The sequence below is a fragment of the Streptomyces sp. NPDC057616 genome (genome assembly GCF_042800575.1).
Lineage (GTDB): Bacteria > Actinomycetota > Actinomycetes > Streptomycetales > Streptomycetaceae > Streptomyces.
The window spans coordinates 7,517-21,974 of sequence record NZ_JBHVGU010000035.1; the positions used below are offsets into that span (position 1 = coordinate 7,517).

Genomic DNA, 14,458 nt, shown 5'->3' on the forward strand with positions numbered 1-14,458 from the left:
GGGGGGGGGGGCGGCGCGGAGGGGGGCGTTCCCCTGGCTTCCCTCCTCGCCCCCGCTGCTCCCGCCCTGATGCCGGATGACACCAAGCGGCACCGTCCGGCACCACATGGCACCATTCCCGGCTCCCGGCAGCGCCCGGACGGCCACGGCGACACGGCGAACCGCGTCGCCCTTTCCGCGTTTACGCAGGTAGAGCGGTCGACGAGGGTCTCCACCCGCCCGCGGCACCATTCCTCCTTGCGCATGGCGCCATTGTGGTGCAATGATGGCGTCATGGATCTCACGCCGTATGTCGACACCCTCCGCCGCGAACTCGCGGTGGCCGCCGAGGCCGGCGGGGAGGACGCCCGCGAGCTGGCCGAGCGGCTCACCGCCCCGCTGGAGTCGGCGACCCGTCTGACCCTGCTCAACGTGCTCTCCGCCGCGATGGACGAGATCACCCGCGAGCTCGCCCCCGGTTCGGTGGACGTACGGCTGCGCGGGCTCGACCCCGACTTCGTGGTGACGCCGCCGCCCACCGACAGCGGCAGCGCCGCGCAGCCGCCGGAGCCCGCCGACGTGCTCAGGGCCCCGCTGCCCGCCGACGGCGACGACAGCGGCACCGCCCGCGTCAACCTGCGCCTGCCGGCCCACCTCAAGGCACGCGCCGAGGAGGCCGCCGGCCGTGAGGGCCTGTCGGTCAACGCCTGGCTGGTGCGCGCCGTGTCGGCCGCGGTCGACGGCACCACCCGGCCGCGTACGCCGGAGAAGACCCAGGCCGTCGGACAGAGCTTCACGGGCTGGGTGCGCTAGCCGCGCCCCCGCCCGCACCACCACGCCACCCACACCACGTCCCACCTGCGGGGACGACCCAAGGACCCATGAGGACGGTACAGCCATGCCTGTTTTCGACACGCCCGAACCCATCGCGGTCACCGCCCGCGTGGAGGCCGGTTCCATCCAGTTCACCGCGAGCGAGCGCACCGACACCGTCGTCGAGGTACGGCCCCGCGACCCGAAGAAGGACCAGGACGCCCGCACCGCCGAGCAGACCGAAGTCTCCTTCGCGGGCGGGGCGCTGACCGTGCGCACCCCCAAGCAGCGCTACCTGCTGGGCCGCACCGGCACCGTCGACGTGACGGTCGAGCTGCCCGCCGGCTCGCGCATCGACATGACCGGCGCCTGGGCCCAGGTCCTGGGCGAGGGCCGGCTCGGCGAGGTGCGGGTGAAGACCTCCTCCGGCGACGTCCGCCTGGATGCCACCGGCCCGCTGCAGCTGACCGCCTCGCACGGCTCGATCACCGTCGACCGCGTCGAGGGCATGGCCGAGATCACCACCAGCTCCGGCAGCATGCGCGTCGGCCTCGTCGACGGGCCGGCCGTGCTGAAGAACTCGCACGGCACCACGACCGTCGCCGCCGCCATCGGCGAGCTGCGGGTGAGCGGCGCCAACGGCGACATCGACATCGCGCGCGCCGAGGGCTCGGTCACCGCGACCACCGCCCACGGCACCCTGCGGGTCGCCGAAGTCGCCCGCGGCACCGTGCAGTTGGAGACCTCCTACGGCGCCATCGAGGTCGGCGTGCGGGAGGGCACCGCCGCCTGGCTCGACGTCAGCGCGGGCTCCGGGCAGGTGCGCAACACGCTCACCGCGTCGCAGAGCCCCGACCAGAGCGAGGAGACCGTCAACATCCGCGCCCGCACCCGGCACGGCAACATCGACGTCCGCCGCGCCAAGTCCTGACCCTCCGGGGTTTCTCGGCCCCCGGTCCAGGCCCCCGGTCCAGGCCCCTCGACCGTCGGCCTCGACCGTCGGCCTCGACCGTCGGCCTCGACCGTCGGCCTCGACCGGCCGGCCCCCGGCCCCCTGACCCTGACTGTGCGGGCCAACGCGCCCACCGGCCTTGGTGGTTCACCCCTCCCGGGCCGGGGCCGGGGCCGGGGCCGGGCCGCTCGCCCCGTCCTGCGGGCCCCTGGCCCGCCGGCCGTGACGGCCAACTCGCCGCCGGAGCCCGGCCGTTCGCCCCGGGCTCCCGGGCACCCGGGCACCCGGCCCCGCCCCCCGGGCCCCGGCCTCCCGGCACCCACCTCATCCACTTCACCCGCGTCGCCCCAACCGTCGAAAGGGAGGCCGCCATGCCTTCTTCTGTCATGCCCACGTCCACACGGGCGGGTGGGTGCCCGCCCGCGCCCGTCGCCGTCTCCGCCACCGGTCTGCGCAAGTCCTACGGCGACAAGACCGTGCTCGACGGCATCGACCTGCACATCCCGGCCGGCTCCGTGTTCGCGCTGCTGGGCCCGAACGGTGCCGGCAAGACCACCACCGTGCAGATCCTGTCCACCCTCATCTGCGCGGACGACGCCTCCGGCCCGATCCGGGTCGGCGGCCACGACCTCGCCGCCGACCCGCAGGCCGTGCGCGCCGCGATCGGTGTCACCGGGCAGTTCTCCGCCGTCGACGGCCTGATCACCGGCGAGGAGAACATGCTCCTGATGGCCGACCTGCACCACCTCTCCCGGCGCGAAGGACGCCGCGTGGCCGCCGAGTTGCTGGAGCGCTTCGACCTCACCGACGCCGCCCGCAAGCCCGCCTCCACCTACTCCGGCGGCATGAAGCGCCGCCTCGACATCGCCATGACCCTGGTCGGCAGCCCGCGGATCATCTTCCTCGACGAGCCGACCACCGGCCTGGACCCCCGCTCCCGCCACACCATGTGGGGCATCATCCGCGAGCTGGTCACCGGCGGCGTCACCGTCTTCCTCACCACCCAGTACCTGGAGGAGGCCGACGAACTCGCCGACCGCATCGCCGTCCTGCACGACGGGCGGATCGCCGCCGAGGGCAGCGCCGAGGAGCTCAAGCGGCTCATCCCGGGCGGCCACGTCCGGCTGCGCTTCACCGACCCGGCCGCCTACCGCTCGGCCGCCGCCGCGCTGGGCGAGGCCGGCCGCGACGACGAGGCGCTCGCCCTGCAACTGCCCAGCGACGGCAGCCAGCGCGAACTGCGCTCCATCCTCGACTGGCTGGAGGCGGCCGGCATCGAGGCGGACGAACTGACCGTGCACACCCCCGACCTCGACGACGTGTTCTTCGCCCTGACCGACACCACCACCACCGCCACCACTGCTTCCGACCCGGCCAAGGAGGCCCTGCGATGAGCTCCCTCTCCCTCGCCGTGCGCGACTCGTCCACGATGCTGCGCCGCAACCTGCTGCACGCCCGCCGCTACCCCTCCCTGACCCTGAACCTGCTGCTGACACCGGTCATGCTGCTGCTGCTGTTCGTCTACATCTTCGGCAACGCGATGAGCGCGGGCCTGGGCGGCGGCGCCGACCGCGCCGACTACGTCGCCTACCTGGTGCCGGGGCTGCTGCTGATGACGGTGGGCTCCACCACGATCGGCACCGCGGTGTCCGTCTCCAACGACATGACCGAGGGCATCATCGCCCGCTTCCGCACCATGGCGATCCACCGCGGCTCGGTGATCATCGGTCATGTCGTGGGCAGCGTGCTGCAGTGCGTGCTGAGCGTGGTCCTGGTCGGCGCGGTCGCGGTGGCGATCGGCTTCCGCTCCACCGACGCCACCGTCCTGGAATGGGTGGCCGCCTTCGGCCTGATCACCCTGTTCGCGACGGCGCTGACCTGGATCGCGGTCGGCATGGGCCTGGTCAGCCCGAGCGCGGAGGCGGCCAGCAACAACGCGATGCCGCTGATCTTCCTCCCGCTCATCTCCAGCACCTTCGTGCCGCTGCACTCCATGCCGGGCTGGTTCCAGCCGGTCGCCGAGTACCAGCCCTTCACACCCGCCATCGAGACCCTGCGCGGCCTCCTGCTGGGCACCGCGATCGGCCACAACGGCTGGCTCGCCCTGGCCTGGTGCGCGGGCCTGGCCGTCCTCGGCTACTTCTGGTCGGCCGCGAAGTTCAACACGGGCCCGAATTGACATCCTCCCCGGCCTAAAGGCCGGGGATTCCCGCCTGCTCGCACACAAGTCGTGTGGGTCGCTTCGGATGGGTTCCTGCTTCGCTGCGCGGCGCCGGGACGAGTCCCGGTCTTACCTGCGCTCCACAGGCTGTAACCGCCAGCCCGGCGGCCTTGGCGACGTTGACCGCCGCATTGATGTCCCGGTCCAGGACGGCCCCGCACGCCCCACAGGTCCACACGCGGACGCTGAGGGGCTTGGGGCCGTTCTTGACGCCGCACCCGGAACACACCTGGGAGGTGGGCTCGAAGCGGCCGATCCGGATGAACGACCGCCCGTACCGGGCGGCTTTGTACTCCAGCATGTCCACAAACGCCGACCACCCGGCGTCGTGCACGGACTTGGCCAGGCGCGTACGTGCAAGCCCCTTCACGCACAGGTCTTCCACTGCGACCGCTTGGTTCTCGCGGATCAGCTTCGTGGAGAGCTGGTGGTGAAACCCGTGGCGCGCGTCGGCGACCCGTGCGTGAGCGCGAGCGACCTTCACCCTGGCCTTGCTCCTGTTGTTGCTGCCCTTCTCCTTCCGGGAGAGGGCCCGCTGCGCCTTCTTCAGGCGCTTCTCGGCCCGGCGCAGGAAACGCGGGCTGTCGACCTTCGTCCCGTCCGACAGGGCGGCGAAGTGCCGGAGGCCGAGGCCGATGCCCAGCTCTGGTGTGGTCTCCGGCAGCACCTCGGAGGCGTCCGTCTCGACGACGAAGCTCGCGAAGTACCGCCCGGCCGCATCTTTGACCACCGTCACCGTGGACGGCGTCGAGGGCAGCGTGCGGGACCACTTCACCTTCAGGTCGCCGATCTTCGGAAGGCGCAGCTTCTGCCCCGGCGTGATCGACCAGCGGGCGTTCGTGGTGAACCGGACCGCCTGCCGGGTGTCCCTCTTCGACTTGTATCGGGGTGCGCCCATGCGGGGACGCTTGCCCTTAAGCCCGTCGAAGAAGTTCCGGTACGCGGCGTCCAGGTCCCGCAGGGACTGTTGAAGGATCACAGCCGACACCTCGCCGAGCCAGGCCCGCTCCGGAGTGTTCTTCGCCTCGGTGATCAACAGCCTCGACAGGTCGCCGGTCTTCGGGAACGGCATTCCTTCGCTGCGGGCGGTCTCCCGAGCGCGGAGTGCGTCGTTGTAGACCACCCGCGCGCACCCGAACGCCTTCGCCAACGCCGTGCGCTGACCGGTGCTCGGGTACAAGCGGAAGCTGTACCGAAGCTGCACGAGGATCACGGTACGCAGTTGGTTTATGGGTATCGATGGGAACGTTCGTGCGGGTCGTCGCTGTATTCCCTCCGAAGGTCGCCGTGTCCAGGCTGGTGAACTCTCTCAAGGGCGTGTCCTCCCGCAGGCTCCGCCAGGAGTTCCCCGACCTCGTCCGCCACTACTGGCGGGCACAGCGTCTGTGGTCCGGCTCGTACTTCGCCGGGTCGGTCGGCGGTGCGCCGCTCAGCATCGTGAAGCAGTACATCGAGCAACAGAGTGGGCCGCTCTGACCCGGGCTGAGGGCAACAGTGCGAATCCGTGCACACAGCCGAGGTCAGAGGAGTTCTCAGATTCGCTTCACTACCGGGCTGAAGCCCGGTGCACTGCGAATAGGCCCGGTAGCCGCCCGCCGTCCGCGGGCGGGCGCCGCGGTGTCAGGGGCCGGGGCGGTGCTGCCGCATCCTGCGCAGCAAGTCCTGCTGGTCGCGTACCAGTTGGTCGATGCGGGCCTGCAGCTGGGCCAGCTCCGCCGCCATGCCGGCCGCGGCGGACCGCCCGGGGGCGGGGGAGTGGGCGTGGGTGAGGACGGCCTCCATGCGGCAGCGCAGGGCCGGGCCGGGTTCGATGCCGAGGGTGGTGACCAGGTGGCGGCGGGCGCGTTCGTAGACGCCGAGGGCCTCGGCCTGCCGGCCGCACCGGTACAGGGCGGCCATCAGCAGGTCGTAGAAGCGTTCGCGCAGCGGGTGGTCGGCGGTCAGCCGTTCCAGGTCGCTGGTGATCTCGGTGTGCCGGCCGCAGTTCAGGCTCGCCTCGTACAGGGCCTCCAGGGTGGTCAGGCGCTGTTCCTCCAGGCGGTCCGCCTCGGCCGTGCACAGCGGGCCGTGGCAGCTGTCCTGGAGGGCGGCGCCGTGCCACAAGGACAGGGCGCGGCCGAGGAGTTCGACGGCGTGGCGGGGGTCGTCGGGGACGGCGGCGCGGCCCTGTGCGGACAGCTGGGTGAAGCGCTGCACGTCGGTGGAGGCGGGGCCGAGGGCGAGCAGGTAGCCGGTGGGCAGGGTGCTGATCCACTCGTGGCCGCCGGGGGAGGGCAGCAGCCGGCGCAGCCGGGCGACGTGGGACTGCAGGGCGTTGGGGGCGTTGGCGGGGGGCCGTTCGCCCCACAGCTCCTCCACCAGGCGCTCCGCGGGCAGGCGCCGGCCGGCGTGGACGACCAGGGTGGCGAGCAGGGCGCGCTGTTTGGGCCCGGAGGGCATGATGCCCGCCCCGGTCGCGGGGTCGTGCACGGCCACCGGGCCGAGCAGCCGGAACTCGGTCGCCCCGCCGCGGGCCGGGGCCGGGGCCGGTGCGGCGAGGCCGAGGACGCTCATCGGGCCGTCCCGGACGGGGCCCGGGCGAGCAGCAGGGCGCGGCGGACGTCGTCCTGGATCTGTGCGGCGAGCTGGGGCAGGTGGTCGTGGAAGTAGAAGTGGCCGCCGTCGAAGAGGTGCCGGCCCAAAAAGTGCGCGGTGGTGGCGGCCCAGCCGTCCAGGCGGTGCGGGGGCGCCACGTGGTCCCGGGTGCCGCCGAACACCGACAGCGGCACCGGCAGCGGCGCGGTCAGCGGCGGCGTGCGCCAGCTCTCGCTCAGGTGCAGGTCGGAGCGGATGATCGGCCGGAACAGCTCCCACAGTTCCTCGTGCTCGAGCACCGAGGACGAGGAGCCGCCCATCGCCATCAGCTCGCGGCGCAGGTCGTCGTCGGAGAGCAGGTAGCGGCGTGCCGGGTCGCCCTCGGGGTGCAGTGTGCCGCGTGCGGACACGCCGAGCCAGAGCGGCGGGGTGCGGCCCGACTCGAGGAGCCGGCGGGTCAGTTCGTAGGCGACCATCCCGCCCATGCTGTGCCCGAAGAAGGCGAAGCGGCCCGTCAGCCGGTCCTCCAGCTCGGCCAGGAAGTGGTCGAGGAGGGCGCCGGTGTCGCTGAGCGCGGGGCGTTCGTCGCGGGGGCCGCGGCCCGGCGCGTCGGGGATCTGCACGTCCCAGCCGGCCGGGAAGGCGGAGGGCCAGTCGCGGTACATCAGATGCGAGCCACCGGAGTGGTGGAAGACGAACAGGCGCAGCTGAGGCTCTTCGGCCTTCGGCATGACGACTCCAGGAGCGAGACGCCCCGGCATCCGGCCCGGCGGCCTGGTCGCGGAGCGGAAGGGGGCAGTGGGGACGATAGCCGGACGGCGGCCGGGCCGGCCGCCGTCTCGAGTCGTTCTCGATGTCCTGTGCAGGCGTTCTCGAGGCGGGCCGCGCCGGACGGCGCCTGCCCGCCGCCCGCCGCCCGGGGCCTGTGGCCCGTTTGTCAGGCCATGACCCAGGGGGCCGGGCCGCGCGAGGCGGGACCGGAGGGGGTCGGGGTGGGGCCGGCGTCCCAGGCCGGCTGCAGCGCGCCGGAGACGATGCCCCACAGCTGACCTGCCGTCAGGGTGCGTACGGGCACGGTGACCTGGCCGGCGAGGCTGACGCCGTAGGCGGTCTCCAGGGCGCTGACGATGCCGATGAGGGCCATGGAGTCCAGCCCGTAGGTCTCCATCGGTACGTCGGCGGCGGGTGCCTTGTCCTTGCCCAGGGCGGGCAGGCCCTGGCGGAGGATGGCCTCGAACCTCGCGTTCCACGGAGTCTGGCCCATGGGCGGACTTCCTTCCTGCTGCCGGTACGGTCGACGGCCGCGCAGAGGGCTGCGGGCCGTTGCCACGGTGCCCGCCTCCGCTCGAGCGGCCGTCGACCGCCGTTCGAACGCGTCCGCCCCCGGGGGTGAGCGCACCGTCCGGCGTGGTGGCGAACGCGTCGCCGATCCCGCACCGGAGGGGCGCCGCCGGCCCGGAATGCGGGCATCATCGACAGCCCCGGAACGCATCCGGACGCATCCGGGCCGGTGGCGGGAGCGGAGGACCATGGCGAACGCGGACCCGATGGACCGGCAGGCGGTCCACGACGACTACGACCGCGCCCGGCGCACCTTCCACCGGCTCCTGGAGCAGGCCGGCGAAGCCGACCTCGCCCGGCGCACCGACGGCACCCGCTGGACCAACAAGCAGCTGCTGTGGCACATGCTCTTCGGCTACATGATCGTCCTGCGGCTGCTGGTCCTGGTCCGGGTCTTCGGGCGCCTTCCCGACGGGGCCGGCCGGTGGTTCGCCCGGCTGCTGAACGCCGCGACGGTCCCGTTCGACCTCGTCAACTACCTCGGCCCGGTGGGCGCCGCGAAGGTCTACGGGCCGCGGCGGATGGCCGCCAAGTTCGACCGTGTCACCGGCCGGCTCGAGCGCAGACTCGCGGCCGAGCCCGAGGCCGCGCTCGTGCGCGGCATGCACTACCCGGTCCGCTGGGACCCCCTCTTCCGGGACTTCATGACGCTCGCCGACCTCTACCGCTATCCCACCCGGCACTTCGACTTCCATCACCGCCAACTCACCCTGGACGAGCTGGAGGAGGGGGACTGACGCCCCCCGGCGCCCCGGCCGCCCGGCCGCGCACGGCGTGCGCAGGTCAGGCGGCGGGGCAGAGCACGGCGGGGGAGGCGACGAGCGCGGCGGCGGGGGCGGGCACAGGAGCGGCGGCGGGGGCGGGGGCGAGTGCGGGGCCGGTCACGGCGGCGGGGGCCGCGGCCTGGGCGCGGCCGCGGGCGAAGACCACCACGCGCAGCACCGCGAACCGGGCGACACCGGCGAGGGCCGAGGCGCTCAGGTAGACGGCCTGCTCGAGCACCGCACCGGGGGCCGCGACCAGCAGCTGCAGGACGGCCATCGCCGCGCAGGTCACCGCGTACGCGGCCGCCGCGGACCCGGCCGACTGCGTGTGCTGGCGCCAGGTGGCGTGCCGGCCCGCACCGAAGGTGAAGCGGGCGTGCAGTTCGGTGGCCAGGACGGTGGACGCCACGGTGATCACGGCGTTGGCCAGTGCCCAGGGCATCCAGGAGGCGGCGGCCGCCACGGCGAAGCTGGAGGCGAGCCCCACGCCGCCGCCGCAGAGCACGAAGCGGGCGAACGCGGCGACGGCGCCGGGCGCCGTCTGCTGCTGGTTCCGTGCTGTCTGCATGACCCGCCCCTTTGTGATCGCCGTCCTCTCGATGGCGCCACTATGGCACACAATGTGTGTCACGTGTAGTCCTTATCGGCACCGCCGGTGCCATCCATGGCCCCACGGCGGGGGAGAGGTCGTAAAGGCGCAGGCAGAACCGTCAACAGCACTGCACGCGGCGGCGGTTCGGGATCCGGCCGCGCCGTGGCGCAAAACCGTCCCGGGCCCGGAAGGGGGTCGTTGACCTGCCGCTCCGCGCGGTTTTGCCGGGCGGTGGCCCTCCCGTCGCCGCGGCTTGACGGAAAATGGCTCGCCATGGCGCCATGCATGTGCCATGCTGGAGCCACGGAATCGGAGCGGCGCCGACAACGGCGTACGCCCCTCTTTTCACGCCACCCCTTTCTTCTCTTCTAGGAGTTCCTCATGTCTGTGACCCTCAGCGACCAGGACAAGACCACCCTGCGCACCGCGGCCTACGGTGCGGTTGCCCTGATGTCGGCGGCCGCGGGTGCGGCCTCGCCGCACAAGGTGGCCACCCAGGGCAGCATCGCGCTGACCTCCGCGACCGGCCTGGTCGGGCACGTGCTGGCGGAGAAGTCCTCGGTGGGGGATCTGGGCGGCAAGTCCGCGGCGGAGCTCGCCGACCGGGTGCTGCCCGCGCTGACCGCCTCGGTCGCCCTGCTGAAGAAGCAGGCGCCCGAGGAGGCGGACAACTTCCGCAGCACCGTCCTGGTCGCCGTCGAGGCCGGCGCCGGTGCGGGCAAGGGCGGACCCGGCCCCGCGCTGGAGGCCATGGCCCGCAAGATCACCGGCGCCCTCGACGCCGCCTGACCCCGCACCCGTGCGCGGCCGCAGCCCGGCCCCGACGAAAGGAAGAGCCGAACCGATGAGCCAGACGCCTCCCGTCCCCCACGGCCTGCCCATGGACCGCGACGCGGGCCCCTTCGACCCGCCCCGCGCCCTCACCCGGCTGCGGGAGGCACGCCCGGTCAGCCCCCTGGTCTTCCCCGACGGCCACGAGGGCTGGCTGGTCACCGGCTACAGCGCGGTCCGCGCGCTGATGGCCGACACCCGCTTCAGCTCCCGCCAGGACATCGGCCCCCTGCACATCCCCTACGAGGTGCCCGGCATGCCCGCGGTCACCGAGCCCTCCCCGCAGATCCCGGGCCTGTTCATCAGCATGGACCCGCCCGACCACACCCGGCTGCGGCGCATGCTGATCGGCGCCTTCACCGCCAAGCGCATGAAGGAACTCGAGCAGCACGTCACCGACATCGCCGAGCGGCAGCTGGAGCGGATGGCCCAACTGGCCCCGCCGGTCGACCTGGTCAAGGAGTTCGCGCTGCCGGTGCCGCTGCTGGTGATCTGCGAGATGCTCGGCGTCCCCTACGAGGACCGCCACAGCTTCCAGGCGAACTCGGCCACGTTCATGGAGAAGGACGTCGCGCTCGACGAGAAGATCGCCGCCTACACCGGCCTGACCACCTACCTCGCCGAACTCGTCGCCCGCAAACGCGCCGCCCCCGGCGAGGACATCCTCTCCGACCTGGCCCGCCGCGACGACCTCACCCTGGAGGAACTGACCGGCATCGCCTTCCTGTTGCTCCTCGCCGGCCACGAGACCACCGTCAACATGCTGGGCCTGGGCGCCTTCGCGCTGCTGGAGCACCCCGGGCAGATGAGCGAACTGCGCGCCCGGCCCGGCCTGATGCCCGGCGCCGTCGAGGAGCTGCTGCGCTACCTCTCGGTCGCCGACATCTTCTTCCGCTACGCCACCGAGGACATCGAGCTGGGCGGCGAGCGCATCGCCAGGGGGGCGACCGTCGTGGTCTCGCTGCTGGCCGCCAACCGCGACCCCAAGCGGTTCGAGGACCCCGACACCCTGGACGTGCACCGCCAGGCCCGCGGCCACCTCTCCTTCGGCCACGGCATCCACCAGTGCCTGGGCGGCCAGCTGGCCCGCCTGGAGATGCGCGCCGGCCTCACCGGCCTGCTGCGCCGCTTCCCCACCCTCCAACTCGCCGTCCCCGCGGGCGACGTGCGGCTGCGCACCAACATGAACATCTACGGCGTCCACGAACTCCCGGTCACCTGGAGCGACATCGAGCCGTAGTCCCGTAGCACCTGGTCCCTACACTCACCGGGATGACGATCAACCTCACCTGCACGCACTGCGCCACCCCCGGCCTGGCGGAGGGCTTCATCGAGGACGCCGGCGAGCATGCGCGCGGGTACGCGCGCTGGATCGAGGGCGCGCTGGAGCGGGGCATCTTCGGCGGCGCCAAACGGATGGGCCGGCCCCGCCGGCGGATAGAGGCCTACCGGTGCCCCAAGTGCGGCCACCTCGAACTGTTCGCCACCGACGAGGTGTAGCCGGCCCTGTCCCGGCCGTGTGCCCGTCCGCCCATCCGGGGCGGGCGGGCACACGTATGTCATCTGCCGCCGCCGGTGGGGGCGGGGCCCTGCCCCGGAGGACGGAATGCCGCTCGAGGCCGCTTCGACTCCTGGTCCAGACGGGGGTGGTTGGCTCAGCCCCGGCAGCCGCCCCCTGGGAGCATGGAGCGTCATCACGGCCCCGGCGCTCACCCCACGCCGTCGGCTACACGGCCCACACCGAACCCGGAGGTGCCACGTGGACGTCATGACAGCCCTGCTCACCCGCCCCGCCCCGGCCCGTCTGTCCGGCCCGGCACCGGGTGACGAGGAACTGCGCTACCTGCTCAAGGGGGCGGCCGCGGCCTGCGGCGAGGGCCCCCACCCCTGGCACTGGATCCTCGACAGCACCGGCGACGTCACCGGCGACAACCCCGGCGCCGGCAGCGGTGGTGGGGCGGCGGCCGGCGGTGGGCCGCTGCGGGCCGTGCTGGTCCTGGTGCCCGCCCGCGCCCCGCACCTGTCGGACGGCGAGCGCACCCGCCGCGTCTACACGGCGCTGAACGCGCTCGAACTGCTGCTGCACGCCCGCGGCTACGCCAGTTCCTGGCAGCCCGCCGACCTCGCCACCCGCACCGCCTCCACCCGCAGTCTGCCCGAACTCGGCGCCGGGGAAAGCCTGTTGGGCCTGCTGACCATCGGCCGCCCGGACGCACCGCAGGCCCTGGTGCGCCGCCCGTTGGCCGACATCGCCGACCTGGTCTCCCGGCGCGCCGCGCCGGTGGCGGGGGCCGTGTCCCGGTGACGTCCCGCTGAGCGGAGCCGTCCATACCGTCGGGTGGGGGTGGAGGTGCCGGTCAGCATTCGCGACATCCGGTCACTCATGGCCCGGTGCACCCGGGAGACGGACGAGGCGGGCTGGTGCCCGGCGACCTCCCGCTCGCGCTCCTCCAGCCGGGCAGGCACCGCGCCCAGGGTCGGCTCCCCGCCGATCACGCGCAGGCCGAACAGGCCGGCGAGGAGATCGCGGAGCGGACCGCTGCTGACCGCGCTGCTGGAGGGGTACGGCCGGGAGGCCGAGGAGCTCCGGATCACCCGCATGACGCTGCTGGACCTGCCCGATCCGCCGCCACCCCCACCGCCGGAGGCCGAACTGCCGGACCATCCGGCCTGCCGGCAGATCAGGGCGGTGCTCGCCGCGGCCGGCGTCCCGCTGCGGGTGCGGGCGGCCTGTTCGCCGACTGGGATCTGCGGGGACGCAGTTCGGTGGCGAGCATGCGCGCCCCTGCCGCCGAGGATCCCGACGCGCCTGAACTTTGGGCACGGGTCGAGGAGTTCCGCCGCGAGTGCACGGAGTGCGGCGCGAGGTGGGACCGCCACGAGGTACCGGTGCGGCGCGGCGAACCCAAGCACTTCCGGGGCCCCGAGGCCGGCGGCCTGACGCTGGTCATCGAGGTCATGCGATTCGGCGACGACGGCCGGCGGATGACGGTCTACCCGGCCGAGCCCGGCAGCGCCGACGAGGCGGCGCTCGGGAAGCTCGCCGCGCGCCGACCGGGTCCACCGATGACGCCGTCATCGGATGACCGGCCGCCCGAGCGGGCCAACAACCCCGCCCAAGGGCTGTCGCCGGGAGTGACCAGGGCGAAGCGTTCGCGCGGCGGGTCGGACACGAACGGTCGCCATGCCATTCCGCTATCCGCCGTGACGGCGGTCCGGGCTCGCAGGGTGATCAGGTTCTGGCTGTTGCGCAGGTGGTGGCGGTACAGGGCCCGGCTGTGCGCGTCGACGGTACGTAGCCGTGGTGACCAGCCGTGGCCGGCGAGGTGGGCCAGGACGCCTTCGACGAAGTGCGGGTTGCGCTCGGCCGGGAACCACAGCAGTTCCTGGCCCGCGAGGTCGGCCCAGGACAGGGCCGCGTGGTCGGCCAGCGGGTGGTCGGGGCGCAGCAGCACGCCGAGCGGCTCGTCGGCCAGGGTCAGCATGGCCAGGTCGTCGATGTCGTGGATGACGCGCATCACCCCGAAGGCCAGGGTGCCGGTCCGTAACAGGTCGAGCTGCTGCGGGGAGTCGGCCTCGGCGAACTCGACGTCCGGGTATCCGTCTTCGGCCAGGACCCGCTCGACCCGCGCCAGCAAGTGCTCCGGAACGGTGCCGCAGACCCCTACGTGCACCGGACAGCGCCCGTCGCGCGCCTGCACCAGCGACGACTCGATCTCGGCCAGAGTACGACTGGCGCTCGCGTACAGGATCCGGCCGCCCTCGGTCAGCTCCATCCCCTTGGGCCTGCGGTGGAACAGCTTGGCCCCGACTCGGCGTTCCAGGGTGCTGATCTGCTGGCTCAGGCTGGGCTGCGCGATCCGCAGCACCCGTGCGGCCTTCGTCATCGTGCCCTCCTCGGCGACGGCGACGAAGTAGCGGAGATGACGAAGTTCGACGCCTTGGTGGTCGTGCATGTCCGCTCCTAGCTCTCGCGATAGGTCCGAGCCTATGGGCCGGCCTCGTGGGGCTATTGGCGTGGACTGGATCGCGGGGGTTCTACTGGGGCCGAAGATTCGATCCGGTCCTGTTGAACGGAGCAACACGTCATGGACGATCCCTCTTCCCACGCCGGCGTCGGGGTCGTTGCCGCCACCACCCACGATGACGTCGTCGTCCTCGGTTCCAAGGCCCTGCTGCGCAACGCCGAACTGGCACACAACATCACCAAGGAGGCCGGCCCGTTCGGCATCCGCTCCGAGAGCCCATCAGCCTCGACTACCGCGTGGCGTTCCAGCGCTCCTGCCCGAGCTGACGCCGGCACGGATGTGGGATCTCACAGCGCACGGGATCGCCGGGAACATCCCTGCCCACCCGACGCTCGGGGCAGCCATCCACGGCCTCGCCGGTCC

The 14,458-nt window shown here is 72.9% G+C and carries 16 protein-coding genes and 1 pseudogene; 11 read left to right on the plus strand and 6 right to left on the minus strand.

The genetic code is table 11. From position 1 onward, the window contains the following. Positions 1-273: 273 nt before the first annotated feature. The 4 genes from ACFU97_RS34565 to ACFU97_RS34580 all read left to right on the plus strand — a co-directional run bounded on the left by ACFU97_RS34565 (position 274) and on the right by ACFU97_RS34580 (position 3,923). A complete protein-coding gene (locus tag ACFU97_RS34565; RefSeq protein WP_384264527.1) occupies positions 274-792 on the plus strand; it encodes a hypothetical protein in 519 nt (172 codons plus the stop codon). An 85-nt stretch (positions 793-877) separates the two neighbouring features. Next, complete coding sequence (locus ACFU97_RS34570) at positions 878-1,723, plus strand: DUF4097 domain-containing protein (RefSeq protein WP_384264528.1); 846 nt, start codon at positions 878-880, stop codon at positions 1,721-1,723. A gap of 392 nt (positions 1,724-2,115) precedes the next feature. Next, positions 2,116-3,138, plus strand: a complete 1,023-nt coding sequence (locus ACFU97_RS34575) for an ATP-binding cassette domain-containing protein (RefSeq protein WP_384264529.1) — start codon at positions 2,116-2,118, stop codon at positions 3,136-3,138. Continuing rightward, positions 3,135-3,923 carry an ABC transporter permease gene (locus tag ACFU97_RS34580; protein WP_384264530.1) on the plus strand — a complete coding sequence of 263 codons (789 nt, stop codon included), beginning with the start codon at positions 3,135-3,137 and terminating at the stop codon, positions 3,921-3,923. The genes ACFU97_RS34575 and ACFU97_RS34580 overlap by 4 nt, the downstream gene beginning before the upstream one ends. A 13-nt stretch (positions 3,924-3,936) precedes the next feature. Here the strand turns inward: ACFU97_RS34580 and ACFU97_RS34585 are convergent, their stop codons facing one another. Continuing rightward, complete coding sequence (locus tag ACFU97_RS34585; RefSeq protein ID WP_384264531.1) at positions 3,937-5,169, minus strand: RNA-guided endonuclease InsQ/TnpB family protein; 1,233 nt, start codon at positions 5,167-5,169, stop codon at positions 3,937-3,939. 35 nt (positions 5,170-5,204) lie between these two features. Between ACFU97_RS34585 and tnpA the strand changes: the two genes are divergently transcribed. Next, the gene (gene tnpA / locus ACFU97_RS34590) at positions 5,205-5,441 is read left to right on the plus strand and encodes an IS200/IS605 family transposase (RefSeq protein ID WP_384264533.1); all 237 of its coding nucleotides are present in this window, start codon (positions 5,205-5,207) and stop codon (positions 5,439-5,441) included. A 144-nt stretch (positions 5,442-5,585) separates the two neighbouring features. Here the strand turns inward: tnpA and ACFU97_RS34595 are convergent, their stop codons facing one another. The 3 genes from ACFU97_RS34595 to ACFU97_RS34605 all read right to left on the minus strand — a co-directional run bounded on the left by ACFU97_RS34595 (position 5,586) and on the right by ACFU97_RS34605 (position 7,803). Further along, positions 5,586-6,518 carry a BTAD domain-containing putative transcriptional regulator gene (locus ACFU97_RS34595; protein WP_384264534.1) on the minus strand — a complete coding sequence of 311 codons (933 nt, stop codon included), beginning with the start codon at positions 6,516-6,518 and terminating at the stop codon, positions 5,586-5,588. Continuing rightward, a complete protein-coding gene (locus ACFU97_RS34600; protein WP_384264535.1) occupies positions 6,515-7,270 on the minus strand; it encodes a thioesterase II family protein in 756 nt (251 codons plus the stop codon). Before ACFU97_RS34600 ends, ACFU97_RS34595 begins: the two co-directional genes overlap by 4 nt. A gap of 206 nt (positions 7,271-7,476) precedes the next feature. Continuing rightward, positions 7,477-7,803 carry a phosphopantetheine-binding protein gene (locus ACFU97_RS34605; RefSeq protein ID WP_384264536.1) on the minus strand — a complete coding sequence of 109 codons (327 nt, stop codon included), beginning with the start codon at positions 7,801-7,803 and terminating at the stop codon, positions 7,477-7,479. Positions 7,804-8,068: 265 nt separating this feature from the next. On the opposite strand from ACFU97_RS34605, the gene ACFU97_RS34610 reads away from it, so the two are divergent. Further along, complete coding sequence (locus ACFU97_RS34610; protein WP_384264537.1) at positions 8,069-8,617, plus strand: DinB family protein; 549 nt, start codon at positions 8,069-8,071, stop codon at positions 8,615-8,617. A gap of 46 nt (positions 8,618-8,663) precedes the next feature. On the opposite strand, the gene ACFU97_RS34615 is transcribed toward ACFU97_RS34610, so the two are convergent. After that, positions 8,664-9,212 carry a hypothetical protein gene (locus ACFU97_RS34615; RefSeq protein WP_384264539.1) on the minus strand — a complete coding sequence of 183 codons (549 nt, stop codon included), beginning with the start codon at positions 9,210-9,212 and terminating at the stop codon, positions 8,664-8,666. 405 nt (positions 9,213-9,617) lie between these two features. Between ACFU97_RS34615 and ACFU97_RS34620 the strand changes: the two genes are divergently transcribed. From ACFU97_RS34620 to ACFU97_RS34640, 5 genes and pseudogenes are all read left to right on the plus strand, one after another. Beyond that, positions 9,618-10,025: a hypothetical protein gene (locus ACFU97_RS34620; protein ID WP_384264540.1), complete on the plus strand. Its 408-nt coding sequence runs from the start codon at positions 9,618-9,620 to the stop codon at positions 10,023-10,025. A 55-nt stretch (positions 10,026-10,080) separates the two neighbouring features. Further along, positions 10,081-11,307: a cytochrome P450 gene (locus ACFU97_RS34625; RefSeq protein WP_384264541.1), complete on the plus strand. Its 1,227-nt coding sequence runs from the start codon at positions 10,081-10,083 to the stop codon at positions 11,305-11,307. Positions 11,308-11,339: 32 nt separating this feature from the next. Next, positions 11,340-11,567 (plus strand): hypothetical protein, encoded by a 228-nt coding sequence (locus tag ACFU97_RS34630; RefSeq protein WP_384264542.1) that lies wholly within the window; start codon positions 11,340-11,342, stop codon positions 11,565-11,567. A gap of 259 nt (positions 11,568-11,826) precedes the next feature. Beyond that, positions 11,827-12,372 carry a nitroreductase gene (locus ACFU97_RS34635; protein WP_384264544.1) on the plus strand — a complete coding sequence of 182 codons (546 nt, stop codon included), beginning with the start codon at positions 11,827-11,829 and terminating at the stop codon, positions 12,370-12,372. Positions 12,373-12,842: 470 nt separating this feature from the next. Then, positions 12,843-13,049: pseudogene (locus tag ACFU97_RS34640) on the plus strand (transcriptional regulator); the annotation flags it as partial. 11 nt (positions 13,050-13,060) lie between these two features. On the opposite strand, the gene ACFU97_RS34645 reads toward ACFU97_RS34640, so the two are convergent. Further along, a complete protein-coding gene (locus ACFU97_RS34645) occupies positions 13,061-14,023 on the minus strand; it encodes a LysR family transcriptional regulator (RefSeq protein ID WP_384264545.1) in 963 nt (320 codons plus the stop codon). Positions 14,024-14,458: the final 435 nt, after the last annotated feature.

What these genes read in the sequence shown, in the direction of transcription:
- ACFU97_RS34575 (WP_384264529.1), top strand. Translation starts at nt 2,116, where the DNA reads ATGCCTTCTTCTGTCATGCCCACGTCCACACGGGCGGGTGGGTGCCCG.
- ACFU97_RS34645 (WP_384264545.1), bottom strand. Translation starts at nt 14,023, where the DNA reads ATGCACGACCACCAAGGCGTCGAACTTCGTCATCTCCGCTACTTCGTC.
- ACFU97_RS34600 (WP_384264535.1), bottom strand. Translation starts at nt 7,270, where the DNA reads ATGCCGAAGGCCGAAGAGCCTCAGCTGCGCCTGTTCGTCTTCCACCAC.
- ACFU97_RS34570 (WP_384264528.1), top strand. Translation starts at nt 878, where the DNA reads ATGCCTGTTTTCGACACGCCCGAACCCATCGCGGTCACCGCCCGCGTG.
- ACFU97_RS34610 (WP_384264537.1), top strand. Translation starts at nt 8,069, where the DNA reads ATGGCGAACGCGGACCCGATGGACCGGCAGGCGGTCCACGACGACTAC.
- ACFU97_RS34620 (WP_384264540.1), top strand. Translation starts at nt 9,618, where the DNA reads ATGTCTGTGACCCTCAGCGACCAGGACAAGACCACCCTGCGCACCGCG.
- ACFU97_RS34595 (WP_384264534.1), bottom strand. Translation starts at nt 6,518, where the DNA reads ATGAGCGTCCTCGGCCTCGCCGCACCGGCCCCGGCCCCGGCCCGCGGC.
- ACFU97_RS34565 (WP_384264527.1), top strand. Translation starts at nt 274, where the DNA reads ATGGATCTCACGCCGTATGTCGACACCCTCCGCCGCGAACTCGCGGTG.
- ACFU97_RS34605 (WP_384264536.1), bottom strand. Translation starts at nt 7,803, where the DNA reads ATGGGCCAGACTCCGTGGAACGCGAGGTTCGAGGCCATCCTCCGCCAG.
- ACFU97_RS34625 (WP_384264541.1), top strand. Translation starts at nt 10,081, where the DNA reads ATGAGCCAGACGCCTCCCGTCCCCCACGGCCTGCCCATGGACCGCGAC.
- tnpA (WP_384264533.1), top strand. Translation starts at nt 5,205, where the DNA reads ATGGGAACGTTCGTGCGGGTCGTCGCTGTATTCCCTCCGAAGGTCGCC.
- ACFU97_RS34580 (WP_384264530.1), top strand. Translation starts at nt 3,135, where the DNA reads ATGAGCTCCCTCTCCCTCGCCGTGCGCGACTCGTCCACGATGCTGCGC.
- ACFU97_RS34630 (WP_384264542.1), top strand. Translation starts at nt 11,340, where the DNA reads ATGACGATCAACCTCACCTGCACGCACTGCGCCACCCCCGGCCTGGCG.
- ACFU97_RS34615 (WP_384264539.1), bottom strand. Translation starts at nt 9,212, where the DNA reads ATGCAGACAGCACGGAACCAGCAGCAGACGGCGCCCGGCGCCGTCGCC.